The organism is Diaphorobacter sp. LI3 (genome assembly GCF_022807955.1).
In the GTDB taxonomy this organism is placed as follows: domain Bacteria; phylum Pseudomonadota; class Gammaproteobacteria; order Burkholderiales; family Burkholderiaceae_C; genus Diaphorobacter; species Diaphorobacter nitroreducens.
In genome coordinates, this window is record NZ_CP094346.1 from 1,738,628 (window position 1) to 1,765,291 (window position 26,664).

Here is a 26,664-nt window from a genome sequence, read left to right on the forward strand (position 1 = left end):
CCCCGGCAGTAGTGCTGGCCTGCACAGGGCGGAGCCCGTACCTTTCCTCGGTGAGCGGCGAGGGTGAAGGGGGTGTAGCCGAATGGGAAGAGTCCTCGGGGCCTGAATCGGGAGCCCCCCTCTCTGTCTACCAAGTGCGAGTGAGCTCCCTGACTGCGGACCAAGCTCACCTCGAACTACGGGTCCTACGCGGCAAGTGACTCGCTTGCGTGAGCCACGGGGCCGGAGGGCTTGAGCGACCGAGCGGCAGGCGCGCGGCGTCTTTCGGGCGGTTCGGGAGTGAAATAGATGATGTCTTCGGGCGCTATGGGTCCGCGCGCCAGCCCCAGCCGCATTGCCGGCGTTTTCCCGTCCCGGCCAACCTCGCAGTAGTTGAAGTACGTCCGGAAGATGCCGAGCACCTTCACCAGGACTTCGGGGTTGTAGGCGCTCTTCCCGAACCAGAGACGTCGGTCGGTGTTGGCGCTGGCCACCGCGCGTTCTGCCAGCGTGAGGCCTCGCCGGACCTGCATAAAGAAGCGGTCGACAGCGGTAAGGGTGGCTTTCAGGTGCAGTAGCGCCTGGTGGCTAAGCTGGAGCCGACGCTTGTCCGGTTCGGTTTCGACCGGGTCGATATCGGTCAGCCAGCAAACGGATTTCTCAGGCTCACGCATCTCCGATATGGGATGGCGGAACCAGCGGTCCCCCCACTTGCCGATGGCAACCATGCGCGCCAGTTCTTCCTCGGCAGCCAGAAGTTCTGCAGCCTCAGGGGTTACCCCGTATTTCTCCGCTAAGCGCGCCAGACGCCGCTTGGTTGCACCAACCAGCGCGCGCTTCATGTCCACTGACATATCTTTGAGCACCTTGACATAGAAAGCGTCAGCCGTCCGGTCCAGAACCCTTTTCGGCACGGCCGTCAGAATGGCCGCACGTATGCCCGACTCCTGGTCTGTGAAGAAGCGAATCTTCTTGGCACGGCAGAGCAGTCGAGTGACAAGCTGGATGTGGGCGTACATCACCACTTGCTCATGCAGCAGCATGCCCTTTACGGGGGCACGGGATGAGTTCGCGGGGCCTTCACCATCTTCTATATCGGGGCGACCTAAGGCTGCGTCGTACGTCTCTTCGATGACCGATTCCATAGGCTTTCGGGAGGTACCTCCGCGAGGCGCCGCCCTCTCAGCCGCAGCATTCCAATCAGCCGGTAGCCAGACTCTCGCGTAGCGGCGAAACGCTCTGGCAAGTGCATGGTCGCCAAAGCGAACCATGTCCTTCTCTACGTCAGCAGAGTCCAGCGCAGGGTCAAAGTTGACGTTGACCCCGAACACATAGCCCGTAGCCTGGTCGGCCGTTGCAATGGACAGCAAAAGTGTGTTCTTTCGCACCTTCTTAGAGTGCCAGTTCACCACCAGCTTTTGCCGGTCAACCGACAGATATCTTGAGCCTAGGTCGTCGCGTCCCATGAGGGTTCGCTCACGCTCGCCGGCGAACATCTGGGCCTGCTCATAGAGGAAGTCGATGCGGTCGTATAGCTGGCTGGGGGAGATATCGAGGACCTTGATGATGCGCCGCAGCGGCATGGCGTTCATCAGATGCACCAAGATATCGCGATTGGAGTGACTGCGACGTTGGCGCTTGGTTGACCGGCCGCCGAAGGAGAACGCCTTCTTGCAGCCGACACACTTGAACCGGGGAGTTCCGTGGGCGTTGGTGCCGAAGCGAGTCACATTCTCAAGGGATGGCGCCCCCTCCGATAGAGAGCAGGCCTCGTTCGGACACTGCGGGAGTACTGGTTCAAGGTACTCCGACATGCGCATAAGCTCCTCGGCAATCGCCAAGTTGCTCTGCATAGGGGTGATTTCCTCGCACAGGCGGCACTTCAGTGCCGGCTGGTCCTTACCGGTAGCGACCACGGTGTAGTCGCCTGGGCCAACGGAAGAAGCTGGAGTACCGGCCCCGCCTCGGGCAACCGCAAGCTTGGGCGGTACGCCGAAGTTACCGCACTTGGGGTTCTTGCAGTGATTGACTTGAATACCCGCCGCGGCCGGCGGAAATCTAGGCGGCCACTTAGTCGGCTTTACTGAAGTTGGATGAGATTTTTCCTTGGACAAAGAAACGCCCTAGTCGTTGACTAGGGCGGAATTTTGAGCCATTACAGCTTTCTTAGCAACACTTTAACAGAACGGCTAGTCGCTTGCGATGCCTTTTTTTTGATCACATTCGTACCGTTTTGAGTTGGAGACACCCATGAGTTACACCGCCCCAGTCAAGGACATGCTGTTCGCCATCGAGCACTTGGCACGCATCGACCAGGTCGCGCAGATTCCCGGTTTCGAGGACGCTGGTCTGGACACGGCCGCTGCCGTGCTGGAAGAGTGCGCGAAGTTCAACGAGGGCGTGGTGGCTCCGCTCAATGTGGTTGGCGACGAGAAACCCTCCTGGTTCAAGGATGGTGCCGTGACCACCACGCCGGGCTTCAAGGAGGCCTTCAGCCAGTTCGCCGAAGGCGGCTGGCAGGGCTTGCAGCACCCTGCCGACTTCGGCGGCCAGGGCCTGCCCAAGACCATCGGCGCGGCCTGCGTGGAAATGCTCAACAGCGCCAACCTGAGCTTTGCGCTGTGCCCGCTGCTGACCGATGGTGCCATCGAGGCGCTGCTCACGGCCGGCAGCGACGAACTCAAGGCCACCTACCTGGAAAAGCTGGTCACGGGCGAGTGGACCGGCACCATGAACCTGACCGAGCCGCAGGCAGGCTCCGACCTGGCGCTGGTGCGCACCAAGGCCGACCCCCAGCCCGACGGTACGTACAAGGTCTTCGGCACCAAGATCTTCATCACCTATGGTGAGCACGACATGGCGGAGAACATCGTGCACCTGGTGCTGGCGCGCGTGGCGGGTGCGCCCGAGGGCGTGAAGGGCATCAGCCTGTTCGTGGTGCCCAAGTTCCTGGTGAACCAGGATGGCAGCCTGGGCGCGCGCAACGACGTGCATTGCGTGTCCATCGAACACAAGATGGGCATCAAGGCGTCGCCCACGGCCGTACTGCAGTACGGTGATAACGGCGGCGCCATCGGCTACCTCGTGGGTGAGGAAAACCGCGGCCTGGAATACATGTTCATCATGATGAACGCCGCGCGCTACGCCGTCGGCGTGCAGGGCATCGCGGTGGCCGAGCGCGCGTACCAGAAGGCCGTGCAGTATGCGCGCGACCGCGTACAAAGCCGCCCCGTGGACGGCAGCGTGGCCGGCAGCGCCGCCATCATTCACCACCCCGACGTGCGCCGCATGCTGATGACCATGCGCGCCTACACCGAGGGTTGCCGCGCCATGGCCACCACGGCCGCTGCGGCCTACGACGCCGCGCACCACCATCCCGATGCCGAGGTGCGCAAGCAGAACGCGGTGTTCTATGAATTCATGGTGCCACTGGTCAAGGGCTACAGCACCGAAATGAGCCTGGAAGTGGCCAGCCTGGGCGTGCAGGTACACGGCGGCATGGGCTTCATCGAGGAAACGGGCGCTGCGCAGTACTACCGCGACGCGAAGATCCTCACCATCTACGAAGGCACGACCGCCATCCAGGCCAACGACCTGGTGGGCCGCAAGACGGCGCGCGACGGCGGCCAGACGGCCAAGGCGATTGCCGCGCAGATAGAGGCCACCGAGGGCGAGTTGCGCGCCAGCGGCACGGCCGACGCTCAAGCGGTGGCCCAGCGCCTGGCTGCCGCACGCCAGGCATTCCTGGAAGTGGTGGATTTCATCGCAGGTGGCGCCAAGGCCCACCCCAACGACGTGTATGCGGGCAGCGTGCCCTACCTGATGCTGGCCGGCAATCTGGTGGCGGGCTGGCAGCTGGCGCGCGCGTTGCTGGTGGCGCAGGAGCTGTCCGCCAAGGGACAGGACGTGGCCTTCATGCAGGCCAAGATCGCCACGGCGCGCTTCTATGCCGACCACCTGCTGACCAAGGCGCCGGGCCAGCGCGACGCAATCGTGCACGGTGCGGCCAGCGTCACGGCTCTGCCGCTGGAAGCATTCTGAAAATTGCTTCTGTTTTGATAGCTGTTAGCGCTTGCGGGTAAAGCGCTACAGCCCATTTTTATTATGGAGACCGTCCGAATGTCCAAACTGCCCCCAGCGTTGCAGAAACCCTCGCTGCCCGTCATCGGCTCGCCGCTGTTCATCATCAGCAACCCCCAGCTCGTGATCGAGCAGTGCAAGGCCGGCATCGTGGGCTCCATGCCTGCGCTCAACGCACGGCCGGCGGAGCAACTCGACGACTGGCTCGCCGAGATCACCGAAACGCTGGCGGCGTGGGACAAGGCGCATCCCGAGTCGCCCTCCGCTCCGTTCGCTATCAACCAGATCGTGCACAAGAGCAACGACCGGCTGGAGCACGACATGCAGATCTGCGCCAAGTACAAGGTGCCGATCGTCATCACCAGCCTGGGCGCGCGCGAGGACGTGAACCAGGCCGTGCACAGCTGGGGCGGCATCGTGCTGCACGACATCATCAACAACAAGTTCGCGCACAAGGCCATCGAGAAGGGGGCCGACGGCCTCATCGCCGTGGCGGCGGGCGCGGGGGGGCACGCAGGGGTGAAGAGCCCGTTTGCGCTGATCCAGGAAATCCGCCAATGGTTTGACGGTCCGCTCGCGCTGTCGGGCTCCATCGCCTCGGGCGGCGCCATCCTGGCCGCGCAGGCCATGGGCGCGGACTTCGCCTATATCGGCTCGGCCTTCATCGCCACGCACGAGGCGCGCGCCATCGATGCGTACAAGCAGGCCATCGTCGAGGGCAACTCCGACGACATCGTCTACAGCAATCTGTTCACGGGTGTGCACGGCAACTACCTGGCGCCGTCGATCCGCGCGGCGGGCCTGGATCCCGACAACCTACCGGAGTCCGATCCGAGCAAGATGAACTTCGGTGGCGACGCCAAGAAGGCATGGAAGGACATCTGGGGCTGCGGCCAGGGCATCGGCAGCATCACCGAGGTCACTTCGACGGCTGAACTCGTCGCGCGCCTGCGCCGCGAATACCAGCAAGCGCGCGAGCGCCTGGCCCTGGGCTGATGCCCGCGCGGGGCTGCAACGTAGCCCCGTTGGCCCTACGGCGCCCCAGGGGCGCCGTTTTTGTTGATGCACGTGCGCTGTGTAGCGGTCAGCAGCATCAGCGCAAAAGGCGCAAAATCTCGGGCTTGCCCGATTACCGTGAACCCCCGTCGCAGGCCTGCTGCCTGCACGGTGTTCCTGTTTTGAATGTCCCAGCACACCCCGTCTCATGCCTCCCGCAGTGCGTTGATCGACTGCACCAAAGGCCTGGCCTGCGCCGCCATCGTCTGGCACCACCTGGCGTTCTACGGGCCCATGTCCGACGTGGCGCGCCAAGCGGTGCCGGGGTTGATCGACTGGCTCTACGAATACGCGCGCATGGCGGTGCAGGTGTTCCTGGTGCTGGGGGGATTCCTGGCAGCGGCCAGTCTGGCGCCGCAGGGGCAGGCGCGCTTTACCGACCCTGCCCAGCGCATCGCACGGCGTTTCGTGCGCCTGGTGGTGCCCTACGCGGTGGCGCTGGTGATCGCCATCGTCGTGCAGGCGACCGTGCAACCGTGGTTCGATCACGCCTCGGTATCCGACGTGCCGGACCTGGGCCAGTTGCTCGCGCATGCGCTGCTGCTGCAAAGCGTGCTGGACGAGGAGTCGCTGTCGGCCGGCGTCTGGTACGTGGCCATCGACTTTCAGCTGTTTGCGCTCACCACGCTGGTCCTGACTGGGGTATCACGCGCGGCGGTGGCGCTGCGTGCGCGCGGCATGTCCCGCTACTGGCCCTGGGCCCTGAGCGGCGCGCAGGCACTCGTGGCGACGGGCGTCGCCGCCTCGCTGCTGTACTTCAACCGCGACGCCGATTGGGACGTCTGGGCGGTGTATTTCTTCGGTGCCTATGGCCTTGGCATGCTGGCCTACTGGGCCGTGCAGTCGCCCCGGGCGCTGGGAGCCTGGAGCTGGGCGCTGCTGATCGCGGCGCTGGTGGTGGCTGCGTTGGCGCTGGAGTGGCGCCCCCGCATTGCGCTGGCCGGCGTGACTGCGCTGCTGCTGGTGGTGGCCATGCGCAGCCCGGCCATGCAGCGCTGGCAAGGCTGGGCACCGCTCAGCCGACTGGGGCAGATCTCGTATTCGGTATTCCTCGTGCACTTTGCGGTGTGCGTGCTCGTCAACGCGGTGGAAAGCTACTTCTGGCCGCAGTCAGTAGCCGCCGCGATGGCGGGCATGGGCATCGCTTTCGTGCTGTCGATCGCCGCGGGCCACCTGCTGTACGAGCGTGTGGAGCGCCACGTTCCCACATGGCAATCTGCGCTGCGCTGGCAGGCCGGGCTCGTGGGAACCGGCCTGCTGACCACCGCGCTCATGGCAGGCCTGCGCTGACGAAAAAAAGGCAGCCAGTCATGGCTGCCTCGGGTCTTGGGTGGTGCGATCGCGCTCAGCGATGCAGTTCACCCGCGTTCTCGGGTTGGAAATCAATGGCGTCCACGCGCACAGTGACCTGGCCGGTGGGGCTGGGCATCTGGAATTCGTCGCCCACGCTCAGGCCCAGCAGTGCGATGCCGACGGGTGCGAACACCGACACCTTGTCGCCTGAGCCGTCCATCTCCTTCGGGTAGACCAGCGTCAGCGTGTTCGTCTTGCCGGTTTCCAGCAGCGTGAAGCGCACGGTGGAATTCATGGTCACCACATTGGGGGGCATGTCCTTGGGATCGAACACGTCGGCGCGGTCCAGCTCGGCCTCCAGTGCCTCGCGGCCAGGAAAGGGGGCGGTTTGTTTTTCCAGCAGGGCTTCGATGCGCTCCAGGTCCAGGGACGACAGGATGATGTGGGGCTTGCGCTGCATGGTGTGATTCCCTTGTAAACGATAGTGAAAGCGCGTCTGCCGGGCAGCCGCGCTCAAACGGACAAAAGCCCGGGCAACGGGGTTGTCCGGGCCAAGGCATGTTCTCAAAAAAAGCACCAAATTGGGTGCGGAAGTGGTGAATTGTGCGGCCTGGTGCCGCGTTTGCCAAGCGATCTCACACGCGCGCAGTGCGAATTGCGCTGCGCTTGCAGCCCTCCGGCAAATGGCGTAGGCCTTTGGATATTGCCAGAATAACTGTTTATTTATACAGTCATTCAATGCATTCCGAAGACGACCCCCCGCCCTCACTGGCTCCTGTCGTATGGGCGCCCGCGCAGCCGCTCAAGGGGCGGGGTACGGCCACGCGTATGGCCCACCGCTTTATGCGCGATGCGCGCGAGGCGTTTGACGACGGCTGGGGCGGGCCGGAGGAGGGTGTGACGGGCGACGAAAGTGCCGCGCCCGCCGCGCCGCTGACCCAGGTGATCTGGGAAGACGCGCGCAGCGCGCTGTGCGGCAACGATTCGCCCGACATTTTCTTCGAGCAGTCGGTGAACCCTTACCGCGGCTGCGAGCATGGCTGTGTGTACTGCTACGCACGGCCCACGCACAGCTACCTCAACCTGTCGCCGGGGCTGGACTTCGAGACCCGCATCATCGCCAAGCGCAATATCGCCGAGGTGCTGCGGGGCGAGCTGGCGCGCGTCAGCCATCGGCCTTCGGTGGTCAACATCGGCTCCGCCACCGACTGCTACCAGCCGGTGGAGCGTGAGCTGCGCCTCACGCGTGCGCTGATCGAGGTGATGCGCGATGCACGACACCCGTTCTCGCTGATCACCAAGAGCAGCGGCGTGGAACGTGACCTGGACCTGCTGGCTCCGCTGGCGCACAGCCGGCTGGCGGCGGCCTACGTGACCATCACCACGCTGGATGCGCGCCTGGCCCGCGTGCTGGAGCCGCGCGCGGCCGCGCCGCATCGGCGGCTGCGCACCATCCGCGCGCTGGCCGACGCCGGCGTGCCCGTCGGCGTGAGCGTGGCGCCGCAGATTCCTTTCATCACGGAGGACATGGAGCAGGTGCTGGCCGCCGCGCGCGATGCGGGCGCCACCTCGGCCTTCTACACGGTGATCCGCCTGCCGTGGGAACTCAATGCCCTGATGCGCGAGTGGCTGCAACTGCACTACCCGCAGCGTGCCGAACGCGTCCTGGCGCGCATTCAGGATCTGCACGGCATCGACGCAACCGCGCGTATCGCGGGCAAGAGCTACGACAGCAGCCACGCCACGCGCATGAAGGGCTCGGGCCTGTGGGCCGACCTGTTGCGCCAGCGCTTCGAGAAGACCTGTGCGCGCCTGGGCCTGAACCGCCAGCGCACGGAACTGGACCTGTCGCAGTACCGCCCGGCGCTGGCGCGCGGGCAGGGCGTGCTGTTCTGAGCGCGGTGCGCGCCGCGGCTAGCATGGGCGCTTTGCTGTAGGGAGGGAGTGCTGAATGCTGTTGATCGTAGGAACCATCCGCCTGCCGGCGGACGGGCTGGCCGCCGCGCTGCCGGCCATGCGGGCGATGGTGCAGGCCTCACGGGCCGAACCGGGGTGCATCGAATATGCGTATGCGCAGGATGTGCTGGACGCAGGGCTGATCCACGTGCATGAGCTGTGGCGCAGCCAGGACGACCTGGACCGGCACTTCGCCAGTGCCCACATTGCGCAGTGGCGCGCTCTGTGGCCGGCGCTGGGCATCGGCGGGCGTGACCTGCGCGCTTACGCGGTGGGTGCGCCCCGCCCGGTGTGAGCGGTTTGGCGGGCGTCGGGTGTCAGACGGTGCATGACCTCGGGCGGCCCGGGCCACCGCGAAAGGGCGGCAGAAACGCGGCCAATCGCGGCCAGTCGCGGCGCAAGGCGCACCCCTCGTGCGGGCTGTAGCGGGCATCCGCAACGGCGCGCGGACAGGTTGGGCTGAAAGAGCGAGCCGGGCGGTTCGTTCACACTGCCTCAGGCGCCCAACTGCTGCGCGTGGTGGCGCAGGTGGTCGTCGATGAAGCTCTGGATGAAGTAGTAGCCGTGGTCATAGCCCGCGTGGCGGCGCAGCGTGAGCGGCTGGCCGATGGCGCTGCAGGCCGCCTCGAACAGGTGCGGGTGCAATTGATCGGCCAGGAATTTGTCGTCCAGCCCCTGGTCGATGAGGATGCCGCCGGGGTAGGGCGCGAGGGGCTGGTTCTCCATGAGCACGGTGGCGTCGTGCTCTCCCCAGGAGGTGCGGTCCGGGCCCAGGTAGCCGGTGAACGCCTTCTCGCCCCAGGGGCAGCGCGTGGGGGCGCAGATGGGTGCGAAGGCCGACAGGCTCTTGAACCGGCCCGGGTGGCGCAGTGCCAGCGTCAGCGCGCCATGGCCGCCCATGCTGTGGCCAAACAGGCCCAGCCGGGCACCGTCGATGGGCAGGGCGTTGGTGACAAGCGGCAGCAGTTCCTCCAGCAGGTAGCTTTCCATGCGCCAGTGCGTGGACCAGGGGGCTTGCGTGGCGTCCAAATAGAAGCCCGCGCCCACGCCGAAGTCCCAGGCGTCGGCCTCGCCCGCCACGCCCGCGCCGCGCGGGCTGGTGTCGGGGGTGATGAGGGCCAGGCCCAGCTCTGCCGCCAGGCGCTGGGCGCCGGCCTTGATGGGGAAGGTCTCCTCGGTGCAGGTCAGGCCCGCCAGGTAGAGCAGCGCGGGGACCTTTCTATCCGCACTCTCGACTGCCAGCGCACGGGGCGGCAGGTAGACGGCGAAGCGCATCGGCAGACCCACTGCGTGCGAAGCATGGCGGTAAAAGCGTTGCTCGCCGCCAAAGCAGGCGTGGGCCGAGAGTTGTTCCAGGGTGTCGGACATGGGCGTGTTGCTCCTTTTTAAGTAGCTGTTGGCGCTTGGTATGGGAGGGATTCAGTAATAAAAGTACTGGAACCCCTTGTGCATCAAGCGCCAAGCGCTTCTGTTTTTTATGCAGCGTAGTTCACCACCGAGCGGATCGACTTGCCCTCGTGCATCAGGTCGAACGCCTGATTGATGTCCGTGAGGCCCATGGTGTGGGTGACGAACGGGGCGAGCTCGATCTTGCCGGCCATGGCGTCCTCCACCATGCCGGGCAGTTCGCTGCGGCCCTTGACGCCGCCGAAGGCCGTACCCAGCCACTTGCGGCCCGTGACGAGCTGGAACGGGCGAGTCGAGATCTCTTGTCCCGCACCGGCCACGCCGATGATCACGCTTTGCCCCCAGCCGCGGTGTGCGCATTCAAGCGCCGCACGCATCACGTTGACGTTGCCAATGCACTCGAAGCTGTGGTCCACACCCCAGCCAGTCATCTCCACGATCACCTGCTGGATGGGCTTGTCGAAGTCCTTGGGGTTCACGCAGTCGGTGGCTCCAAAGGTGCGTGCCAGGTCGAACTTGCTCGGGTTGGTGTCGATGGCGATGATGCGGCCCGCGCCGGCCAGTCGGGCGCCCTGGATCACCGCCAGGCCGATGCCGCCCAGGCCGAACACGGCCACGCTGTCGCCCGGCTGCACCTTGGCGGTGTTCTTGACCGCGCCCAGCCCGGTGGTCACGCCGCAGCCCAGCAGGCAGACCTGCTCGGGGTTGGCATCGGGGTGAACCTTGGCCAGCGACACCTCGGCCACCACGGTGTATTCGCTGAAGGTGCTGCAGCCCATGTAGTGGTACACGGGCTGGCCGTTGTACGAGAAGCGCGTGGTGCCGTCGGGCATCACGCCCTTGCCCTGCGTGGCGCGCACGGCCACGCACAGGTTGGTCTTGCCGCTCTTGCAGAACAGGCATTCGCCGCATTCGGCGGTGTACAGCGGAATCACATGGTCGCCCGGCTTGACGCTGGTGACGCCTTCGCCCACCTCCACCACGACGCCCGCGCCCTCATGGCCCAGCACGGCGGGGAAGATGCCCTCGGGGTCGTCGCCGCTGAGCGTGAAGGCATCGGTGTGGCATACGCCGGTGTGGGTGATCTTGACCAGTACTTCGCCCTTGCGGGGCGGGGCCACGTCGAGTTCGACGATCTGCAGGGGTTCACCAGCTTTGAAGGCGACGGCGGCGCGGGATTTCATGGGAGGGCTCCTTGTGGTGAAAGGGTGGGGGAACGTTACTTCAGGTACGAGCGCAGCAGGGCCAGCGTCTCGTCCACGGCCTCGGGCGAGGGGGCGGGCTCTTGCGCCAGCGTTTCGCGCACATGGCTGTCCAGCATGTCGGCCATCAGCCCATGCACGGCGCCGCGCAGGGCGGCCAGCTGCTGCAGGATGGGTGCGCAGTCGCTGCCCGCCTGCACGGCGCGCTCCAGCGCCTCGGCCTGGCCGCGGATGCGGCGCAGGCGCGTGATGGCGCGTTGCTTGTCTTCGGCGGTATGGGGCATGGCGGTTGGATGGGCGGGCGTTGAGCCGGGACGTGTTGCTATGTGTCTTGTACTAGGGGGAAGTATAAATCGATGGCGCTTTAGGATGAAGCGCTGGCGGGCAATAAATGCCTATTACTGGGAGGGGGTATAGGTGGATGCGCCTGATTGGCGTGTCGCGCGGGCATTGGCGGCGTAGCGGTTGACCGCGGCTGCGGCACGCTTCCCGTTGTGCGCAGCAAAAAGGGCCCGGACGCAAAAAAGCCCGCAGGCAACAGGTGCGTGCGGGCGGGGGCGGGGCACGCCTGCCTTCGCGGCAGGCGGCGCTCCTTGATCAGCGCTTGTTGAGGGCCGGAACGTCGCGGCGCTCGGCGCCCACGAACAGCTGGCGGGGGCGGCCGATCTTGTACTCGGGGTCGCCGATCATCTCGTTGAGCTGGGCGATCCAGCCCACCGTACGGGCCAGCGCGAAGATGCCGGTGAACAGGTTGACCGGGATGCCGATCGCGCGCTGCACGATGCCGGAGTAGAAGTCCACGTTCGGGTAGAGCTTGCGCTGCACGAAGTAGTCGTCCTCCAGCGCGATCTTCTCCAGCTGCTTGGCCAGGGCGAACAGCGGGTCCTTTTCCAGGCCCAGCTCGGCCAGCACTTCGTTGCAGGTTTCCTGCATGAGCTTGGCGCGGGGGTCGTAGTTCTTGTACACGCGGTGGCCAAAGCCCATCAGCTTCACGCCGGAGGACTTGTCCTTGACCTTCTCCATGAACTCGCCCACCTTGGACACGCCGCCCATGGCCTGGATTTCTTCCAGCATGTTCAGGCAGGCCTCGTTGGCGCCGCCGTGGGCAGGGCCCCACAGGCATGCCACGCCGGCAGCGATGGCGGCGAACGGGTTGGTGCCCGAGGAGCCGCACAGGCGCACCGTGGAGGTGGAGGCGTTCTGCTCGTGGTCGGCGTGCAGGATGAAGATGCGGTCCATCGCGCGTTCGATCACGGGGTTGACCTTGTAGTCCTCGCAGGGCGTGCCGAACATCATGCGCAGGAAGTTGCCTGCGTACGAGAGGTCGTTGCGGGGGTACATGTAGGGCTCGCCCTTGCCGTACTTGTACGCCATGGCCACCAGCGTGGGCATCTTGGCGATCAGGCGAATGGCGGAGATCTCGCGGTGCTCGGGGTTATTGATGTCCGTGCTGTCGTGGTAGAAGGCCGACAGCGCGCCCACCAGACCGGTCAGCACGGCCATGGGGTGTGCGTCGCGGCGGAAACCGCGCAGGAAGAACTGCATCTGCTCGTTGACCATCGTGTGCTTGGTCACGCGGTCGTTGAACGTGGCCTTCTGCGCGGCGTTGGGCAGCTCGCCATTCAGCAGCAGGTAGCACGTTTCGAGGTAGTCGCACTGGGTGGCGAGCTGCTCGATGGGATAGCCGCGGTACAGCAGCTCGCCCTTGTCGCCGTCGATGTAGGTGATGGACGACTGGCAGGAGGCCGTGGAAAGGAAACCGGGGTCATAGGTGAACATGCCCGTTTGCGCGTACAGCTTGCGGATGTCCACCACGTCCGGGCCGATGCTGCCTTGGTACACGGGGAGTTCCACGCTCGGGCTGCCGTTGCTGAACGATAGCGTCGCTTTGTTGTCTGCCAGTTTCATTTCCAGTTTCCTTCTGTAGTTTGCCTTGCACGGGGCTGGGGCTTAAGCGCGGTTGCGCAACTGCTCCAGCACTTCCTTGACTTCGTCCTTAGCGACTTCGCCCGTGGGTTCCTTGCGGCGCAGCAGCAGGTCCAGCAGGTCGTTGTCCGACAAGTCCATCAGTAGCGTGAGTCCTCGCGCCTGACGGATCGTCAGGCAGGAGCCGTGGGTTGCGAAGAACCGCTCGAGAAACAGGTCGTTCTCCACCAGCCCGCGGCGGCAGCGCCACCGCAGGATGGCCACTTCGCGTTCGTCCAGCAGCGCTTCGTCAGCCATGGTTCTCAGATGGCACGGCGTGCCATCAATTCCTTGATCTTGCCAATCGCGCGCGTGGGGTTCAGGTGCTTGGGGCACACGTCCACGCAGTTCATGATGGTATGGCAGCGGAACAGGCGGTAGGGGTCTTCCAGGTTGTCCAGGCGCTCGCCCGTGGCCGTGTCGCGGCTGTCCGCGATGAAGCGGTAGGCCTGCAGCAGGCCGGCGGGACCCACGAACTTGTCGGGGTTCCACCAGAACGAGGGGCAGCTCGTGGAGCAGCTGGCGCACAGAATGCACTCGTACAGGCCGTTGAGCTCTTCACGCTCTTCGGGCGACTGCAGGCGCTCCTTGGTGGGCGACGCGTAGATGTCGCTTTGCAGGTAGGGCTTGATCGAGTGGTACTGCTTGAAGAACTGCGTCATGTCCACGATCAGATCGCGGATCACCGGCAGGCCGGGCAGGGGCTTCAAGACGATGTCGCCCGAGAGGGTCTTCATGTTCGTCAGGCAGGCCAGGCCGTTCTTGCCGTTGATGTTCATGGCGTCGGAGCCGCACACGCCTTCGCGGCAGGAGCGGCGGAACGACAGCGTGGGATCCTGTGCCTTGAGCTTGAGCAATGCATCCAGCAGCATGCGTTCGTGGCCGTCGAGCTCGACCTCCACGGTCTGCATATAGGGCTTGGCGTCCTTGTCCGGGTCGTAGCGGTAGATCTTGAAAGTGCGTTTCATGGGTTGTTTCTCTCGTGGGCGGCGGCTGTCTTAGAACGTGCGGACCTTCGGAGGAATGCTGTCCACCGTCAGGGGCTTCATGTTCACGGGCTTGTAGCTCAGGCTGTTGCTGGCGCTGTGCCACAGCGTGTGCTTGAGCCACTCCTTGTCATTGCGGCCCAACGGGAAGTCGGGATGGTCGGCAGGGTGCTCGTAGTCGTCCACGGTGTGTGCGCCACGGCACTCCTGGCGGGCCGCGGCCGAGGTCATCGTGGCCTGGGCGACCTCGATCAGGTTGTCCACTTCCAGCGCTTCCATGCGTGCGGTGTTCCAGACCTTGGATTTGTCCTTCAGGGTCACGGTGCCCACGCGCTCGCGGATGGCGTTGATCTTGACCACGCCTTCGTCCATGCCCTTTTGCGTGCGGAACACGCCGGCGTGCTGCTGCATGGTCTGGCGGATGTCGTTGGCCAGGTCCTGGGCGTAGACGCCGTCCTTGGATTCTTCCAACTGGTTCAGGCGCGCCAGGGTGCGGTCGCTGCCGTCGGCCGGCACGGCCTTGTGCTCGCCGTAGCCCCCAACGAATTGCACGATGTGCTTGCCGGCCGACTTGCCGAACACCAGCAGGTCGAGCAGCGAGTTCGTGCCCAGGCGGTTGGCACCGTGCACCGACACCGCGGCGCATTCGCCGACGGCGTACAGGCCATTGACCACGTTGTTCTTCTCGCCGTCCCAGGTGACGACCTGGCCGTGGATATTGGTCGGAATGCCGCCCATCTGGTAGTGGATGGTGGGCACGACAGGGATCGGTTCCTTGGTGATGTCCACGTTGGCGAAGTTGTGGCCGATCTCTTCCACCGACGGCAGGCGCTTGCGGATGGTGTCAGCGCCCAGGTGGTCGAGCTTCATCAGGATGTAGTCCTTGTTGGGACCGCAGCCACGGCCTTCCTTGATCTCCTGGTCCATCGAGCGGGACACGAAGTCGCGCGGTGCCAGGTCCTTCAAGGTGGGCGCGTAACGCTCCATGAAACGCTCACCATTGCTGTTCAGCAGGATGGCGCCTTCGCCGCGGCAGCCTTCGGTCAGCAGCACGCCCGCGCCGGCTACGCCGGTGGGGTGGAACTGCCAGAACTCCAGGTCCTGCAGCGGGATGCCCGCGCGTGCGGCCATGCCCAGGCCGTCGCCGGTGTTGATGAAGGCGTTGGTCGATGCCGCAAAGATGCGGCCAGCGCCGCCTGTGGCCAGCAGCACGGCCTTGGCGTGCAATTCGTACAGGTCGCCGGTTTCCAGTTCCAGCGCGGTTACGCCGACCACGTCGCCCTCAGCGTCGCGGATCAGGTCCAGCGCCATCCATTCCACGAAGAAGTTGGTCTTGGATTCGACGTTCTTCTGGTACAGCGTGTGCAGCATGGCGTGGCCGGTACGGTCGGCCGCGGCGCAGGCGCGCTGCACGGGCTTCTCACCGTAGTTGGCCGTGTGGCCGCCGAAGGGGCGCTGGTAGATGGTGCCGTCGGGGTTGCGGTCGAACGGCATGCCGAAGTGTTCGAGCTCAATCACCACCTTGGGTGCTTCGCGGCACATGAACTCGACGGCGTCCTGGTCGGACAGCCAGTCGCCGCCCTTGATGGTGTCGTAGAAATGGTAGTGCCAGTTGTCCTCGCTCATGTTGCCCAGCGATGCGGACACGCCGCCTTGCGCTGCCACGGTGTGCGAGCGGGTGGGGAAGACCTTGGACAGGCAGGCCACGTTCAGGCCTGCGCGGGACAGTTCCAGCGAGGCGCGCATGCCCGAGCCGCCGGCACCGACGATGACCACGTCGAACTTGCGCTTGGTGATGTTGGCTTTGGTGTAGCTCATTGTTTTCTTTCAGTCGCGGGAATCAGAGACGCCACAGAACCTGGATACCCCAGCCGGTGCAGGCCACCAGCCAGACGATGGTGAAGACTTGCAGCGTCAGACGCAGGCCTGCCGGCTTTATGTAGTCCATCCACACGTTGCGCACGCCTACCCAGGCGTGCCAGGCCAGCGCCACGATGACGGACAGGGTCAGAACCTTCATCCACTGGCTGGAGAAGATGCCGGCCCACAGGTCGTAGCCGATGGGGCCCTTGCTGAAGATGACGCAGGCCAGCAGCACCAGGGTGAACAAAGCCATCAAGACGGCGGTGGCGCGCTGCACCAGCCAGTCGCGCACGCCATAGTGGGCACCCACGACGGTGCGCTTGGAGCCGTAATTCACGGACATGGAAATTCCTTTTTTATGTGAAAAAGTGATCTGCGCAGGTGCGCCGATCAGTACAGGCCGAAGAGCTTGGCGCCCAGAATCGCGGTCAGGCCGAAGCTTGCGACCAGCGTGACGGCAGCAGAGCTCTTGCCAAATTCCTTCGTGACGGCGGCATGGTTCATGTCCATCAGCAGGTGGCGCAGGCCGGCGATGAAGTGGTGCAGATAGCCCCAGATCAGGCCCAGGGTCAGCAGCTTGATGAGCCAGCCAGGCGCGAAGCCCAGGCCCGACGAGAAGGCAGAGGTGAACTTGCCGAAGGAGATTTCCGACGACACAGAGGTATCGAACATCCAGATCACCAGAGGCAGCAGCAGGAACATGATCATGCCGCTGATGCGGTGCATGCCAGAAACCAGCGCGGCCAGCGGCCACCGGTAGCTGGGCAGGTCGCGAAACGCGTGGATGTTGCGGTATTCAGGCCGTTGCTTGGCAAGTTCTGTCATGGCGTGTGTGCTTTCGTGGATGTAACTGCGTTGTAATTGCGCGGATGCAAACAACCCAAAATTCTATTGCAATGCATTACGGGAAGCTTGCGGAGACTGCGTATTTTCCCTGGTTGCATTCGTGGTCGGGCAGTGGATCAGCTCAGTTCATTGTGATAGTGATGTGTGTCAGTCCGGTACAGCCCGCGCCGTAACTCCATGGGAACATCGTTATAGGTGTAAGCGAGGCGCTCCACGCTGAGCAGTGGTGTGGCGACGGGGATATTCAGCCATTGAGCCTGCGTTTCATCGGGAAACACAGCGCGGATCTTTTCTTCGGCGCGCACCATGCGCACGCCAAAATCCAGCTCGAACATGGCATAGGTGGGCCCCTGGTAGTGGGCCATCTGCTCCGCGGTCAGGCCCTTGAAGGCCTGCCCTGGCAGCCAGATGTCCTCCAGGATGGTGGGTACGCCCACAAACGACAGGATGCGCTTGACCTGCACCACCACATCTCCGGTCCGCAGCGCCAGCGTGCGTGCGATCTCCGCACTGGCGCGCATGCGCCGGCACTCCAGGATGGTGCGCTGCGCCGGGCCTTCCACGCGGGCGTCCCCGGTGTCAGGCAGCAGTTTCAGGAAGCGGTACTGCACCTGCCGCTCTGCGTGGGTGGCCACGAAGGTGCCTTTGCCCTGGCGGCGCATCACGAGGTTTTCGGCTGCCAGCTCGTCGATGGCCTTGCGCACCGTGCCCTGGCTCACGCGAAAGCGCGCAGCCAGTTCCATTTCGCTGGGGATGGCTTCACCGGGCTTCCATTCACCATGCTGCAGGCTGTGCAGGATGAGCCCCTTGATCTGCTGGTACAGGGGGCTGAATGCGGGAGTCGATGCCCCAGCACCCGCGCCTGGGGGCGTGCCTTCTGTGGTCGGAGGGGGCGAGGAGGACATGGTGGGCTGTGCCGGGGGCGGATCATGCCGCTGAATTGAGGACGATCATATCTTATATAAGACATAAGACAAATTGACCCTGCGCAGTAATCGGCGGTAAACTCCTGGGCTGTTCTGCGGGGCACGGGCTGCTGATGACTGGCGCTGGTGCGACCTTGCACCAACACCATCTCCCTCACACCTCTTTCTGGAGTTTTCGCATGAGCAAGAAACCCGTTCGTGTCGCCGTGACCGGCGCTGCAGGCCAAATCGGTTACGCGCTGCTGTTCCGCATCGCTTCCGGCGAAATGCTGGGCAAGGACCAGCCCGTCATCCTGCAACTGCTGGAAATTCCCGACGAGAAGGCCCAGAACGCGCTCAAGGGCGTGATCATGGAATTGGAAGACTGCGCGTTCCCGCTGTTGGCCGGCATCGAAGCCCACTCGGACCCCATGACCGCCTTCAAGGATACCGACTACGCCCTGCTGGTCGGCGCCCGTCCGCGCGGCCCCGGCATGGAGCGTGCCGACCTGCTGGCTGCCAATGCCCAGATCTTCACGGCCCAGGGCAAGGCCCTGAACGCCGTGGCCTCGCGCAACGTGAAGGTGCTGGTGGTGGGCAACCCCGCCAATACCAACGCCTACATCGCCATGAAGTCGGCCCCCGACCTGCCGGCCAAGAACTTCACGGCCATGCTGCGCCTGGACCACAACCGTGCAGCTTCCCAACTGGCGGCCAAGGGTGGCTTCAAGGTGGGCGACATCAAGAAGCTGACGGTGTGGGGCAACCATTCGCCCACGATGTACGCCGACTACCGTTTCGCCACGGTGGACGGCAAGTCCGTGAAGGACGCCATCAACGACCAGGCCTGGAACAAGGATGTGTTCCTGCCCACCGTCGGCAAGCGCGGCGCAGCCATCATCGCCGCTCGTGGCCTGTCCTCGGCTGCTTCTGCCGCCAACGCCGCCATTGACCACATGCGCGACTGGGCCCTGGGCTCCAAGGGCGAGTGGGTGACGATGGGTGTGCCCTCCAACGGCGAATACGGCATTCCCGCCGGTATCGTGTTCGGCTTCCCGGTCACCACCGAGAACGGCGAGTACAAGATCGTCGAAGGCCTGGCCATCGACGCCTTCTCGCAAGAATGCATCGACAAGACCCTGGCCGAGCTGCAAGGCGAGCAGGACGGCGTCAAGCACCTGCTGTAATCGCGCATCTCCATGCACGACTGGGATCCCGCGCTCTACCAGCGCTTCGAGAGCGAGCGCACGCGCCCGGCTGTCGAGTTGCTGGCGCGGGTCTCCCATCCCGCACCCCGCCACATCGTGGACTTGGGCTGCGGGAATGGCAATTCCACGCAATTGCTGCTGGAGCGGTTCCCGCAGTCGCAACTCATCGGTCTGGACAACTCCGAAGCGATGCTGGCCAGTGCGCGCAAGCGTTTGCCTGGTGTGCCCTTCGTGCAGGCCGACATTGCCGACTGGGCGCCCACCGTGGCGCCCGATTTGATTTTTGCCAACGCCTCCCTGCAGTGGGTGGCAGGGCATGCCGGGCTGTTCGCCCGGCTGATGCGCTGCCTGGCACCCGACGGTGTCCTGGCGGTGCAGATGCCCGACAACCTGGACCAGCCGTCGCACCAGCTCATGCGCGAGCTGGCGAGCCAGTCTGCGTGGCGTGATCAGCTGGCGCATGCCGCGGACCAGCGCGCGGCGCTGTTGTCGGTGGAGGCTTATTACGACCTTCTCGCGCCCATGGCCTGCCGGGTCGATATCTGGCACACCGCGTACCGCCATGTCATGCCTTCGGTCCAGGCCATCGTCGAGTGGCTGGAGTCCACAGGCCTGAAACCCTTCCTTGATCCTCTCTCCGCCGTGTTGCGGGATGCGTATCTGCAAGCCTACACGCAGCGCATTGGCGAGGCCTATACCGAGCGCGCGGACGGCCATCGGCTGTTCGCGTTTCCCCGTTTGTTCATCGTTGCCCAGCGTGCCCCATGACCTCGTCCGCTGCCCATCCCGCTGAAGTCCTGCTGGGCGCTCAGGCGGGCGCCCATGCGATTCCCGTGTGCGACCACTACAGCGGCGTGGAAGTGCGCATGCGCAAGAGCCTGCAACTGCAGCAGGAGCTGCTTGCCGAGTTTGGCCATTGCGTGTTTGACGTGACGCTCGACTGCGAGGACGGCGCGCCCGTGGGGCAAGAGCGCGAGCACGCCATGCTGGTGGCACGCCTGGCGCGCGAAGCCGGAGCCGGCGCGCGCGTGGCGGCACGTGTGCACACGGTCGACCACCCCGCCTTTGCGCAGGACATGGCCATCATCGCCGGTGAGGCGGGGCAGCGCCTGTGCCACATCATGCTGCCCAAGGTGGAAACCGTGGACGACGTGCTCGCGGCAGAGCGAGCGCTGGAGGCCGTAGGCGCCAGCCATCTGCCGCTGCACGCCCTTATCGAGTCCCCCGCTGCCGTGCACCGGGCCTTCGAGATCGCCGCGCACCCGCGCATCCAGAGCCTGAGCTTCGGCCTGATGGACTTCGTTTCCGCCCATGGCGGTGCGATTCCCGCCTCGGGCATGACGTCCACCGGGCAGTTCGAGCATCCGCTCGTCGTGCGTGCCAAGCTGGAGATCTCCGCCGCCTGCCATGCCAATGGCAAGGTGCCATCGCACTGCGTGGTCACCGAATTCAGCGATCCCGACGCCATGCAAGCCGCGGCCGGCAGGGCCGCGCGCCAGTTTGGCTACACGCGCATGTGGAGCATCCACCCCGCGCAGATCCGGCCCATCCTGGCGGCTTTCGCACCGGAAGGTGCGGAAATCGCGCGGGCCAGCCGCATCATTTCTGCCGCCATCCAGGCTGACTGGGCTCCCATCAGCGAGGAGGGCGTACTGCACGACCGCGCAAGCTACCGCTATTTCTGGCAGGTGCTCGAGCGTGCACACCAGACCGGCCGCATGCTGCCCGCCGAGGCGCAGGGCTGGTTTGCCAAGGCTGAGACCACGTTCACCTGATACGGGTATTCTTGTCGCCCCATCTGCCTTCCATTCATTCTTTCCCCGCAGGAGTCACCATGAAGACCCTCATCGCTTCCGCATTGATACTGTTGGCGCCCGCCCTCACCACGGCGCAGACGGCGACCAAGCCCGCCGCCCCCGCCGAGGCCAAGAAGAGCAGCGCCAAGCCTGCGGCGAAGAGCACCTCCGCCAAGGCGACCAAGCCCAAGGCCGAGAAGAAGAGCGACACCGTCGCCAAGGCGTCGCCCACCAGCAGCCGCACGCGCCTGCACAGCGGTGCCGTGCAGGTGGCGTCGGGCCTGGCTGCGGCCGAGGCGGCGCTCACTCCCGAAGAACTGCAGATCGCCGAGCGCGTGTACACGGGCCGCATGGCGTGCGAACTGGGCGCGTTCGTGAGCATCGAGGCCGATACGCAGTCGCCCGGGCGCTTCCATGTGGAAGGCAAGGGCTTCAAGTACCACATGGCCCCGGTAGCCACCACCACCGGCGCGGTGCGCCTGGAAGACCAGCGCGCGGGTGCCGTGTGGGTGCAGATCGCCAACAAATCCATGCTCATGAACCAGAAGCTGGGCCAGCGCATGGCTGACGAATGCATGAGCCCGCAGCAGGTGGTGGTGGCCGAGGCCATCAAGAAGAACCCGCCGCAAAGCCTGCTGGACAACCCGGCCGCCAAGTAAACCTAGAGCCGCCTGCCGGCGGGGCCACGCAGTGCACGCCTGCCGTGTGCGCCAGTGTGGCCGGCCGGTTGTCGCCCCACTTTGAAAACCTAGACTATCCCGGAGAAAGAAGACATGTTGAAAGCCTACCGCGACCATGTGGCCGAGCGCGCTGCATTGGGCATCCCGCCGCTGCCGCTCGATGCCAAGCAGACGGCCGAACTGATCGAGCTGATCAAGAACCCGCCCGCTGGCGAGGAGGCTTTCCTGGTGGACCTGCTGACCCACCGCGTGCCGCCGGGGGTGGACGACGCTGCCAAGGTCAAGGCGTCCTTCCTCGCGGCCGTCGCCCATGGCGACATCACGGTCGGCCTGATTTCCAAGGCCAAGGCCACCGAGCTGCTGGGCACCATGGTGGGTGGCTACAACGTGCACCCTCTGATCGAGCTGCTGGACGACGCCGAAGTCGCTTCCGTGGCTGCCGAAGCGCTGAAGAAGACGCTGCTGATGTTCGACTTCTTCAACGACGTGGCCGCCAAGGCCAAGGCCGGCAACGCCAAGGCCCAGGAGGTCATGCAGAGCTGGGCCAATGCCGAGTGGTTCACCAGCCGCCCCAAGGTCGAGCAAAAGATCACCGTCACCGTGTTCAAGGTGCCCGGCGAGACCAACACCGACGACCTGTCGCCCGCGCCTGACGCCTGGAGCCGCCCCGACATCCCGCTGCACTACCTGGCGATGCTGAAGAACACGCGCCCCGACGCAGCCTTCAAGCCGGAGGAAGACGGCAAGCGCGGCCCGATGCAGTTCATCGAGGACCTGAAGAAGAAGGGCCATCTGGTCGCCTACGTGGGTGACGTGGTGGGTACCGGCTCGTCGCGCAAGTCCGCCACCAACTCCATCATCTGGGGCACGGGCGTGGACATTCCCTTCGTGCCCAACAAGCGCTTTGGTGGCGTGACGCTGGGCGGCAAGATCGCTCCCATCTTCTTCAACACGCAGGAAGACTCCGGCGCTCTGCCGATCGAAGTGGACGTTTCCAAGCTGGAGATGGGCGACGTGATCGATGTGCTGCCCTACGACGGCAAGATCGTGAAGAACGGCGAGACCGTGGCCGAGTTCGCGCTCAAGTCCGACGTGCTGCTGGACGAGGTGCAGGCCGGCGGCCGCATCAACCTGATCATCGGCCGCTCGCTCACCGCCAAGGCGCGTGAGTTCCTGGGCCTGCCCGCTTCGACCGCGTTCCGCCTGCCCCAGGCACCTGCGGCGTCCAATGCCGGTTTCACACTGGCCCAGAAGATGGTCGGCCGCGCCTGCGGCCTGCCCGAAGGCCAGGGCATCCGCCCGGGCACGTACTGTGAGCCCAAGATGACCACCGTGGGCAGCCAGGACACCACTGGCCCCATGACGCGTGACGAACTGAAGGACCTGGCCTGCCTGGGCTTCTCGGCCGATCTGGTGATGCAGTCCTTCTGCCACACCGCTGCCTACCCCAAGCCCGTGGACGTGAAGACGCACCGCGAACTGCCGGCCTTCATCAGCAACCGCGGCGGCGTGGCTCTGCGCCCCGGCGACGGCGTGATCCACAGCTGGCTCAACCGCCTGCTGCTGCCTGACACCGTGGGCACCGGCGGTGACTCGCACACCCGCTTCCCCATCGGCATTTCCTTCCCCGCAGGCTCGGGCCTCGTGGCTTTCGGCGCTGCCACCGGCGTGATGCCGCTGGACATGCCCGAGTCGGTGCTGGTGCGCTTCAAGGGCGAAATGCAGCCCGGCGTGACGCTGCGCGACCTGGTGCACGCGATCCCGCTGTACGCCATCAAGGCGGGCCTGCTGACCGTGGCCAAGGCCGGCAAGAAGAACATCTTCTCGGGCAAGATCCTCGAAATCGAGGGCCTGCCGGACCTGAAGGTGGAGCAAGCCTTCGAGCTGTCCGACGCCTCGGCCGAGCGTTCCGCCGCCGGCTGCACGATCAAGCTCAACCCCGAGCCGATCAAGGAGTACCTGCGCTCCAACATCGTGCTGATGAAGAACATGATCGCCGACGGTTACCAGGACGCGAAGACGCTGCAGCGCCGCATCGAGAAGGTGGAAGCCTGGCTCGCCAAGCCCGACCTGCTCGAAGCCGACAAGGACGCCGAATACGCCGCCGTGATCGAGATCGACCTGGCCGACATCAAGGAACCCATCGTCTGCTGCCCGAACGATCCGGACGATGCCAAGTTCCTGTCCGAAGTGGCCGGCACCAAGATCGACGAGGCCTTCATCGGCTCGTGCATGACCAACATCGGCCACTTCCGCGCAGCGGCCAAGCTGCTGGGCGGCCGGCGCGACATTCCGGTCAAGCTGTGGGTGGCTCCGCCTACCAAGATGGACCAGAACGAGCTGATCAAGGAAGGCCACTACGCTGCCTTCGGTACGGCCGGCGCGCGCACCGAAATGCCCGGCTGCTCGCTGTGCATGGGCAACCAGGCGCAGGTGCGCGAGGGTGCGACGGTCATCTCGACCAGCACGCGCAACTTCCCCAACCGCCTGGGCAAGAACACCAACGTGTTCCTGGGCTCAGCCGAGCTGGCCGCCATCGCCTCGCGCCTGGGCAAGCTGCCCACCAAGGAGGAATACCTCCAGGAAATGGGCGTGATCGATGCCGACAAGGCCAGCGTGTACCGCTACATGAACTTCGACCAGATCGAGGAATATGCAGAGGTCGCCAAGGGCGTGACGGCCTGATCGCCGGCTGAGGCCCGGGCCGCGGCGCGGCCCCTCCCGTCAACCCCCGCAGGGCGCATGCCTGGCGGGGGTTTTCTTTTGCTCATTAATTGATAGCTGCTTACGCTTGCTGGTGCTGCGTTAGCGGCCATTTTCACTTAAATGCTCGCGCCGCGTGTGCCGCGCGTCGGGGGATGTCGCACGCCGAGACCGTGGTCACGACCCGGGAGACGGTGCCGTTCAGGCCGCGGCCAGCGCGCGCAGTGCGGCGGCGCTGGCGTCGTCGGCGGGGAAGAACGTTTCCAGCGCCAGCTCCTGCAGCGTCACGTCGACGGGCGAGCCGAACACCGTGGTGGTGCTCACCAGCTGGAGCGTGCCGGCCGGCGTGCGGAACTCGAACGGCATGAGCACGCCCAGGTGCTCGCCCGGCATCGGTGGGCTGGCAGGCGGCAAAGGGTAGGCCTGCAGTTCCTGCAGCAGGGCGGCCAGCACCGGGTCGCTGCTCTCGTGGATCTGCTGGCGCAACCGCTCCAGCAGGTGCGCGCGCCATTGCTCCAGGTTGGCGATGCGCGGTGCCAGGCCCCCCGGGTGCAGGCTGAGGCGCAGCACGTTCACGGGCGGCTGCAGCAGCTGGGCGTCCACGCCGGACAGCAGCAGGGGCACGATGCGGTTGGCCATGAGCAGGTTCCAGTGCCGGTCCATCGCCAGCGCCGGCCAGGGTTCGTGGCAGTCCAGGATGCGCTGCACCGCCGCGCGCGCATCGGCCATCTCGGGCGCATCGAGCGGGCGTTCGCGATACATCGGGGCATAGCCCGCGGCCACCAGCAGCGCGTTGCGCTCGCGCAGGGGCACGTCCAGGCGATGGGCCAGGCGCAGCACCATGTCGCGGCTGGGGCTGGCGCGGCCCGTTTCCACGCAGCTCAGGTGGCGCGTAGACACCTCGGCCGCGTGCGCGAGGTCCAGTTGGCTCAAGCGCCGGCGCTGGCGCCAGTGGCGCAGGCGTTCTCCAAAAGGCGCGGGTGTCGATAGGGCGGGAGCGTGGTGCATGCCCTGCATGGTAGGGCCGGCCACGCGGCGTGGGTATGACCTGTCAGGTCATGGACGCGCAGCCGCCGCGTGCCGACGATGCAGGCCATGTTCAACCCCTCAGGAGATCACACCATGGCCTTCATCGATGCTTTCATGTCCCCCGGCGGCCTGCGCCGCGTGCTCTGGGCCGATGCCGCCGCAGGCGCCGGCATGGCGGCGCTGCACCTGGGCGCGGCAGCGCCGCTGGCTGAATGGCTGGGCATGTCGCCCCGGTTGCTGTTGGCCAGCGGCTGGCTGCTGCTGCCTTTCGTGCTGCTGGCCGGGTCGCTGGCCCTGCGGCGCGAGGCAGCCGGCGGCGCGCTGGCGCTGCTGGTGGCGGGCAATTTCCTGTGGGTGCTGGCCAGCGCAGTGGTGCTGTGGGGCACGACGTGGGTGACCGGCGGCTGGGGCCAGGCCTATGTGGCCGTGCAGGCGGTGGCCGTGCTGGCCCTGGCGGAACTGCAGTGGATGGCGCTGCGCGGCGCACGCGTGGCGGTGCAGGGCGTGCGCGCGGCGGTCTCCTGACGGGCGCTTGTATCTTTAAACCAGACCAGCGCGGTAGAGTCTGAACGCCGTTGAGGCGGCCAGACCGGCCCGTGCAGTTTGGTAGGCGCTGGGGTGATAGAGCCCGTGACTGAGTACAGAACGCATGGCCGCCGCGCTGGTCTTCGTGAAGCCCGAACGGTTACGCGCGCCTTGATTGAGCGCGCATGCACAAGCAAGGGATCTGAAGATCATGTCTGTTACCTCAGTGACGGTGGGCATCGACGTGGCCAAGGCGCACGTGGATGTCTGTGTGCTGGGTGCCAAGAGCAGCGCCCAGCGGTTTGACAACGATGCCGAAGGCCACTCGGCGCTGGCGGCTGCCCTGCAGCCCCTGGACGTGGGTCTGGTGGTGATGGAGGCCACCGGCGGCTACGAGGCCGCGTTAGCGTGTGCCCTGCAGGCCACAGGCCTGCCCGTGGCGGTCATCAACCCGCGCCAGGCGCGCGACTTCGCCAAATCCATGGGACGCCTGGCCAAGACCGACGCGGTGGATGCGCGCACGCTGGCCGAGCTGGCAGCGGTGCTGCTGCGCCGCGACGATCTGCAGCGCTTCTTGCGCCCCCTGGCCGATGAGCGCCAGCAGTGGCTCGCGGCCCTGGTCACGCGCAGGCGCCAGTTGCTGACCATGCTCCATTCGGAGCGCCAACGGCTGCAGATCACGCCCAAGAAGCTGCACGCCAGCATCGAGGCCATCGAGGCGGCGATCAAGGCGCAGCTCGATGAGATCGAAGAGCAGATGGTCACGCATGTGCGCGAGCACTTTGGGGAGCTCGACACGCTGCTGCAGTCGGCTGCGGGAGTCGGCCCGGTGGCCAGTGCCACGATGATTGCCGAGCTGCCAGAGCTGGGCCGGCTGAACCGGCGCGAGATCGCTGCATTGGTGGGCGTGGCGCCCATGGCCAATGACTCCGGCGGCAGCAAGGGCAGGCGGCGCGTACAAGGCGGGCGCTTCGAGATCCGCCGCGTGCTGTACATGGCAACGCTCACGGCCACCCGCTACAACCCGGCCATCAAGGCCTTCTACGAGCGTCTGAAGGCCGCTGGCAAGTTGCCCAAGGTCGCCCTGGTCGCTTGCATGCGCAAGTTGCTCACCACGCTCAACGCCATGGTGCGCACTGGAAAACCTTGGGACAAGTCGCTTCATTGCGCTTGACTTCGAAGACG

At 65.4% G+C, this 26,664-nt stretch carries 25 protein-coding genes; 12 read left to right on the forward strand and 13 right to left on the reverse strand.

Features of this window, described 5'->3' with window-relative positions; translation table 11 throughout:
* Positions 1–185: 185 nt before the first annotated feature.
* Complete coding sequence (locus tag MRB47_RS08065) at positions 186–2,093, reverse strand: hypothetical protein (protein ID WP_252100595.1); 1,908 nt, start codon at positions 2,091–2,093, stop codon at positions 186–188.
* A gap of 136 nt (positions 2,094–2,229) precedes the next feature.
* Between MRB47_RS08065 and MRB47_RS08070 the strand changes: the two genes are divergently transcribed.
* From MRB47_RS08070 to MRB47_RS08080, 3 genes are all read left to right on the forward strand, one after another.
* Positions 2,230–4,020, forward strand: coding sequence for an acyl-CoA dehydrogenase (locus MRB47_RS08070; RefSeq protein ID WP_011805964.1), 1,791 nt, complete (start codon positions 2,230–2,232; stop codon positions 4,018–4,020).
* Between the two features lie 78 nt (positions 4,021–4,098).
* Positions 4,099–5,055: an NAD(P)H-dependent flavin oxidoreductase gene (locus MRB47_RS08075; protein WP_252102400.1), complete on the forward strand. Its 957-nt coding sequence runs from the start codon at positions 4,099–4,101 to the stop codon at positions 5,053–5,055.
* Between the two features lie 186 nt (positions 5,056–5,241).
* The gene (locus MRB47_RS08080) at positions 5,242–6,405 is read left to right on the forward strand and encodes an acyltransferase family protein (RefSeq protein WP_252102401.1); all 1,164 of its coding nucleotides are present in this window, start codon (positions 5,242–5,244) and stop codon (positions 6,403–6,405) included.
* Between the two features lie 55 nt (positions 6,406–6,460).
* Here the strand turns inward: MRB47_RS08080 and rnk are convergent, their stop codons facing one another.
* Complete coding sequence (gene rnk / locus MRB47_RS08085) at positions 6,461–6,868, reverse strand: nucleoside diphosphate kinase regulator (protein ID WP_088886428.1); 408 nt, start codon at positions 6,866–6,868, stop codon at positions 6,461–6,463.
* Between the two features lie 278 nt (positions 6,869–7,146).
* On the opposite strand from rnk, the gene MRB47_RS08090 reads away from it, so the two are divergent.
* Positions 7,147–8,304, forward strand: coding sequence for a PA0069 family radical SAM protein (locus tag MRB47_RS08090; protein ID WP_252102402.1), 1,158 nt, complete (start codon positions 7,147–7,149; stop codon positions 8,302–8,304).
* Between the two features lie 55 nt (positions 8,305–8,359).
* Positions 8,360–8,659 carry a putative quinol monooxygenase gene (locus MRB47_RS08095; RefSeq protein WP_011805958.1) on the forward strand — a complete coding sequence of 100 codons (300 nt, stop codon included), beginning with the start codon at positions 8,360–8,362 and terminating at the stop codon, positions 8,657–8,659.
* 200 nt (positions 8,660–8,859) lie between these two features.
* Here MRB47_RS08095 and fghA read toward each other — a convergent pair whose 3' ends face one another.
* The 10 genes from fghA to MRB47_RS08145 all read right to left on the reverse strand — a co-directional run bounded on the left by fghA (position 8,860) and on the right by MRB47_RS08145 (position 17,538).
* Entirely contained in the window at positions 8,860–9,732 is an 873-nt protein-coding gene (gene fghA / locus MRB47_RS08100; protein WP_252102403.1) for an S-formylglutathione hydrolase, read from the reverse strand.
* Positions 9,733–9,839: 107 nt separating this feature from the next.
* Positions 9,840–10,955 (reverse strand): S-(hydroxymethyl)glutathione dehydrogenase/class III alcohol dehydrogenase, encoded by a 1,116-nt coding sequence (locus MRB47_RS08105; RefSeq protein ID WP_011805956.1) that lies wholly within the window; start codon positions 10,953–10,955, stop codon positions 9,840–9,842.
* Positions 10,956–10,990: 35 nt separating this feature from the next.
* On the reverse strand, positions 10,991–11,257 hold the full coding sequence (locus MRB47_RS08110) for a metal/formaldehyde-sensitive transcriptional repressor (RefSeq protein WP_015913705.1): 267 nt from the start codon (positions 11,255–11,257) through the stop codon (positions 10,991–10,993).
* Between the two features lie 313 nt (positions 11,258–11,570).
* Positions 11,571–12,881, reverse strand: a complete 1,311-nt coding sequence (locus tag MRB47_RS08115; RefSeq protein WP_011805954.1) for a citrate synthase — start codon at positions 12,879–12,881, stop codon at positions 11,571–11,573.
* 42 nt (positions 12,882–12,923) lie between these two features.
* The gene (locus MRB47_RS08120; protein WP_047350435.1) at positions 12,924–13,196 is read right to left on the reverse strand and encodes a succinate dehydrogenase assembly factor 2; all 273 of its coding nucleotides are present in this window, start codon (positions 13,194–13,196) and stop codon (positions 12,924–12,926) included.
* Between the two features lie 5 nt (positions 13,197–13,201).
* Positions 13,202–13,906 (reverse strand): succinate dehydrogenase iron-sulfur subunit, encoded by a 705-nt coding sequence (locus MRB47_RS08125; RefSeq protein ID WP_011805952.1) that lies wholly within the window; start codon positions 13,904–13,906, stop codon positions 13,202–13,204.
* 30 nt (positions 13,907–13,936) lie between these two features.
* Positions 13,937–15,742, reverse strand: coding sequence for a succinate dehydrogenase flavoprotein subunit (gene sdhA, locus MRB47_RS08130; RefSeq protein ID WP_011805951.1), 1,806 nt, complete (start codon positions 15,740–15,742; stop codon positions 13,937–13,939).
* A gap of 22 nt (positions 15,743–15,764) precedes the next feature.
* Positions 15,765–16,130: a succinate dehydrogenase, hydrophobic membrane anchor protein gene (gene sdhD, locus MRB47_RS08135; protein ID WP_015913703.1), complete on the reverse strand. Its 366-nt coding sequence runs from the start codon at positions 16,128–16,130 to the stop codon at positions 15,765–15,767.
* 47 nt (positions 16,131–16,177) lie between these two features.
* Entirely contained in the window at positions 16,178–16,612 is a 435-nt protein-coding gene (gene sdhC / locus MRB47_RS08140; protein WP_015913702.1) for a succinate dehydrogenase, cytochrome b556 subunit, read from the reverse strand.
* A 137-nt stretch (positions 16,613–16,749) separates the two neighbouring features.
* Positions 16,750–17,538: a GntR family transcriptional regulator gene (locus MRB47_RS08145; protein ID WP_047350436.1), complete on the reverse strand. Its 789-nt coding sequence runs from the start codon at positions 17,536–17,538 to the stop codon at positions 16,750–16,752.
* Positions 17,539–17,738: 200 nt separating this feature from the next.
* Here MRB47_RS08145 and MRB47_RS08150 point away from each other — a divergent pair, with 200 nt between their 5' ends.
* The 5 genes from MRB47_RS08150 (at position 17,739) to acnB (ending at position 23,907) form a co-directional block, all read left to right on the forward strand.
* The gene (locus tag MRB47_RS08150) at positions 17,739–18,725 is read left to right on the forward strand and encodes a malate dehydrogenase (protein ID WP_015913700.1); all 987 of its coding nucleotides are present in this window, start codon (positions 17,739–17,741) and stop codon (positions 18,723–18,725) included.
* 12 nt (positions 18,726–18,737) lie between these two features.
* Positions 18,738–19,514, forward strand: a complete 777-nt coding sequence (gene tam, locus MRB47_RS08155) for a trans-aconitate 2-methyltransferase (protein ID WP_252102404.1) — start codon at positions 18,738–18,740, stop codon at positions 19,512–19,514.
* Positions 19,511–20,521 carry an HpcH/HpaI aldolase/citrate lyase family protein gene (locus MRB47_RS08160; RefSeq protein ID WP_252102405.1) on the forward strand — a complete coding sequence of 337 codons (1,011 nt, stop codon included), beginning with the start codon at positions 19,511–19,513 and terminating at the stop codon, positions 20,519–20,521. Before tam ends, MRB47_RS08160 begins: the two co-directional genes overlap by 4 nt.
* A 59-nt stretch (positions 20,522–20,580) precedes the next feature.
* Positions 20,581–21,201 (forward strand): hypothetical protein, encoded by a 621-nt coding sequence (locus MRB47_RS08165; RefSeq protein ID WP_011805944.1) that lies wholly within the window; start codon positions 20,581–20,583, stop codon positions 21,199–21,201.
* Positions 21,202–21,315: 114 nt separating this feature from the next.
* Positions 21,316–23,907, forward strand: a complete 2,592-nt coding sequence (acnB, locus tag MRB47_RS08170; protein ID WP_252102406.1) for a bifunctional aconitate hydratase 2/2-methylisocitrate dehydratase — start codon at positions 21,316–21,318, stop codon at positions 23,905–23,907.
* Between the two features lie 219 nt (positions 23,908–24,126).
* Here the strand turns inward: acnB and MRB47_RS08175 are convergent, their stop codons facing one another.
* Positions 24,127–24,942, reverse strand: coding sequence for a helix-turn-helix domain-containing protein (locus MRB47_RS08175; protein ID WP_252102603.1), 816 nt, complete (start codon positions 24,940–24,942; stop codon positions 24,127–24,129).
* Between the two features lie 105 nt (positions 24,943–25,047).
* Between MRB47_RS08175 and MRB47_RS08180 the strand changes: the two genes are divergently transcribed.
* Together MRB47_RS08180 and MRB47_RS08185 are read left to right on the forward strand one after the other, a co-directional pair.
* Complete coding sequence (locus tag MRB47_RS08180) at positions 25,048–25,479, forward strand: hypothetical protein (protein ID WP_252102407.1); 432 nt, start codon at positions 25,048–25,050, stop codon at positions 25,477–25,479.
* Positions 25,480–25,690: 211 nt separating this feature from the next.
* Positions 25,691–26,653, forward strand: coding sequence for an IS110 family transposase (locus MRB47_RS08185; protein ID WP_011804582.1), 963 nt, complete (start codon positions 25,691–25,693; stop codon positions 26,651–26,653).
* The last annotated feature ends 11 nt before the right edge of the window (positions 26,654–26,664 follow it).

What these genes read in the sequence shown, in the direction of transcription:
- sdhD (WP_015913703.1), bottom strand. Translation starts at nt 16,130, where the DNA reads ATGTCCGTGAATTACGGCTCCAAGCGCACCGTCGTGGGTGCCCACTAT.
- tam (WP_252102404.1), top strand. Translation starts at nt 18,738, where the DNA reads ATGCACGACTGGGATCCCGCGCTCTACCAGCGCTTCGAGAGCGAGCGC.
- MRB47_RS08095 (WP_011805958.1), top strand. Translation starts at nt 8,360, where the DNA reads ATGCTGTTGATCGTAGGAACCATCCGCCTGCCGGCGGACGGGCTGGCC.
- MRB47_RS08185 (WP_011804582.1), top strand. Translation starts at nt 25,691, where the DNA reads ATGTCTGTTACCTCAGTGACGGTGGGCATCGACGTGGCCAAGGCGCAC.
- MRB47_RS08115 (WP_011805954.1), bottom strand. Translation starts at nt 12,881, where the DNA reads ATGAAACTGGCAGACAACAAAGCGACGCTATCGTTCAGCAACGGCAGC.
- MRB47_RS08075 (WP_252102400.1), top strand. Translation starts at nt 4,099, where the DNA reads ATGTCCAAACTGCCCCCAGCGTTGCAGAAACCCTCGCTGCCCGTCATC.
- MRB47_RS08120 (WP_047350435.1), bottom strand. Translation starts at nt 13,196, where the DNA reads ATGGCTGACGAAGCGCTGCTGGACGAACGCGAAGTGGCCATCCTGCGG.
- MRB47_RS08160 (WP_252102405.1), top strand. Translation starts at nt 19,511, where the DNA reads ATGACCTCGTCCGCTGCCCATCCCGCTGAAGTCCTGCTGGGCGCTCAG.
- sdhA (WP_011805951.1), bottom strand. Translation starts at nt 15,742, where the DNA reads ATGAGCTACACCAAAGCCAACATCACCAAGCGCAAGTTCGACGTGGTC.
- MRB47_RS08105 (WP_011805956.1), bottom strand. Translation starts at nt 10,955, where the DNA reads ATGAAATCCCGCGCCGCCGTCGCCTTCAAAGCTGGTGAACCCCTGCAG.
- MRB47_RS08175 (WP_252102603.1), bottom strand. Translation starts at nt 24,942, where the DNA reads ATGCAGGGCATGCACCACGCTCCCGCCCTATCGACACCCGCGCCTTTT.
- acnB (WP_252102406.1), top strand. Translation starts at nt 21,316, where the DNA reads ATGTTGAAAGCCTACCGCGACCATGTGGCCGAGCGCGCTGCATTGGGC.
- MRB47_RS08080 (WP_252102401.1), top strand. Translation starts at nt 5,242, where the DNA reads ATGTCCCAGCACACCCCGTCTCATGCCTCCCGCAGTGCGTTGATCGAC.
- MRB47_RS08110 (WP_015913705.1), bottom strand. Translation starts at nt 11,257, where the DNA reads ATGCCCCATACCGCCGAAGACAAGCAACGCGCCATCACGCGCCTGCGC.
- fghA (WP_252102403.1), bottom strand. Translation starts at nt 9,732, where the DNA reads ATGTCCGACACCCTGGAACAACTCTCGGCCCACGCCTGCTTTGGCGGC.
- MRB47_RS08070 (WP_011805964.1), top strand. Translation starts at nt 2,230, where the DNA reads ATGAGTTACACCGCCCCAGTCAAGGACATGCTGTTCGCCATCGAGCAC.
- MRB47_RS08145 (WP_047350436.1), bottom strand. Translation starts at nt 17,538, where the DNA reads ATGTCCTCCTCGCCCCCTCCGACCACAGAAGGCACGCCCCCAGGCGCG.
- MRB47_RS08165 (WP_011805944.1), top strand. Translation starts at nt 20,581, where the DNA reads ATGAAGACCCTCATCGCTTCCGCATTGATACTGTTGGCGCCCGCCCTC.
- rnk (WP_088886428.1), bottom strand. Translation starts at nt 6,868, where the DNA reads ATGCAGCGCAAGCCCCACATCATCCTGTCGTCCCTGGACCTGGAGCGC.
- MRB47_RS08150 (WP_015913700.1), top strand. Translation starts at nt 17,739, where the DNA reads ATGAGCAAGAAACCCGTTCGTGTCGCCGTGACCGGCGCTGCAGGCCAA.
- sdhC (WP_015913702.1), bottom strand. Translation starts at nt 16,612, where the DNA reads ATGACAGAACTTGCCAAGCAACGGCCTGAATACCGCAACATCCACGCG.
- MRB47_RS08090 (WP_252102402.1), top strand. Translation starts at nt 7,147, where the DNA reads ATGCATTCCGAAGACGACCCCCCGCCCTCACTGGCTCCTGTCGTATGG.
- MRB47_RS08125 (WP_011805952.1), bottom strand. Translation starts at nt 13,906, where the DNA reads ATGAAACGCACTTTCAAGATCTACCGCTACGACCCGGACAAGGACGCC.
- MRB47_RS08180 (WP_252102407.1), top strand. Translation starts at nt 25,048, where the DNA reads ATGGCCTTCATCGATGCTTTCATGTCCCCCGGCGGCCTGCGCCGCGTG.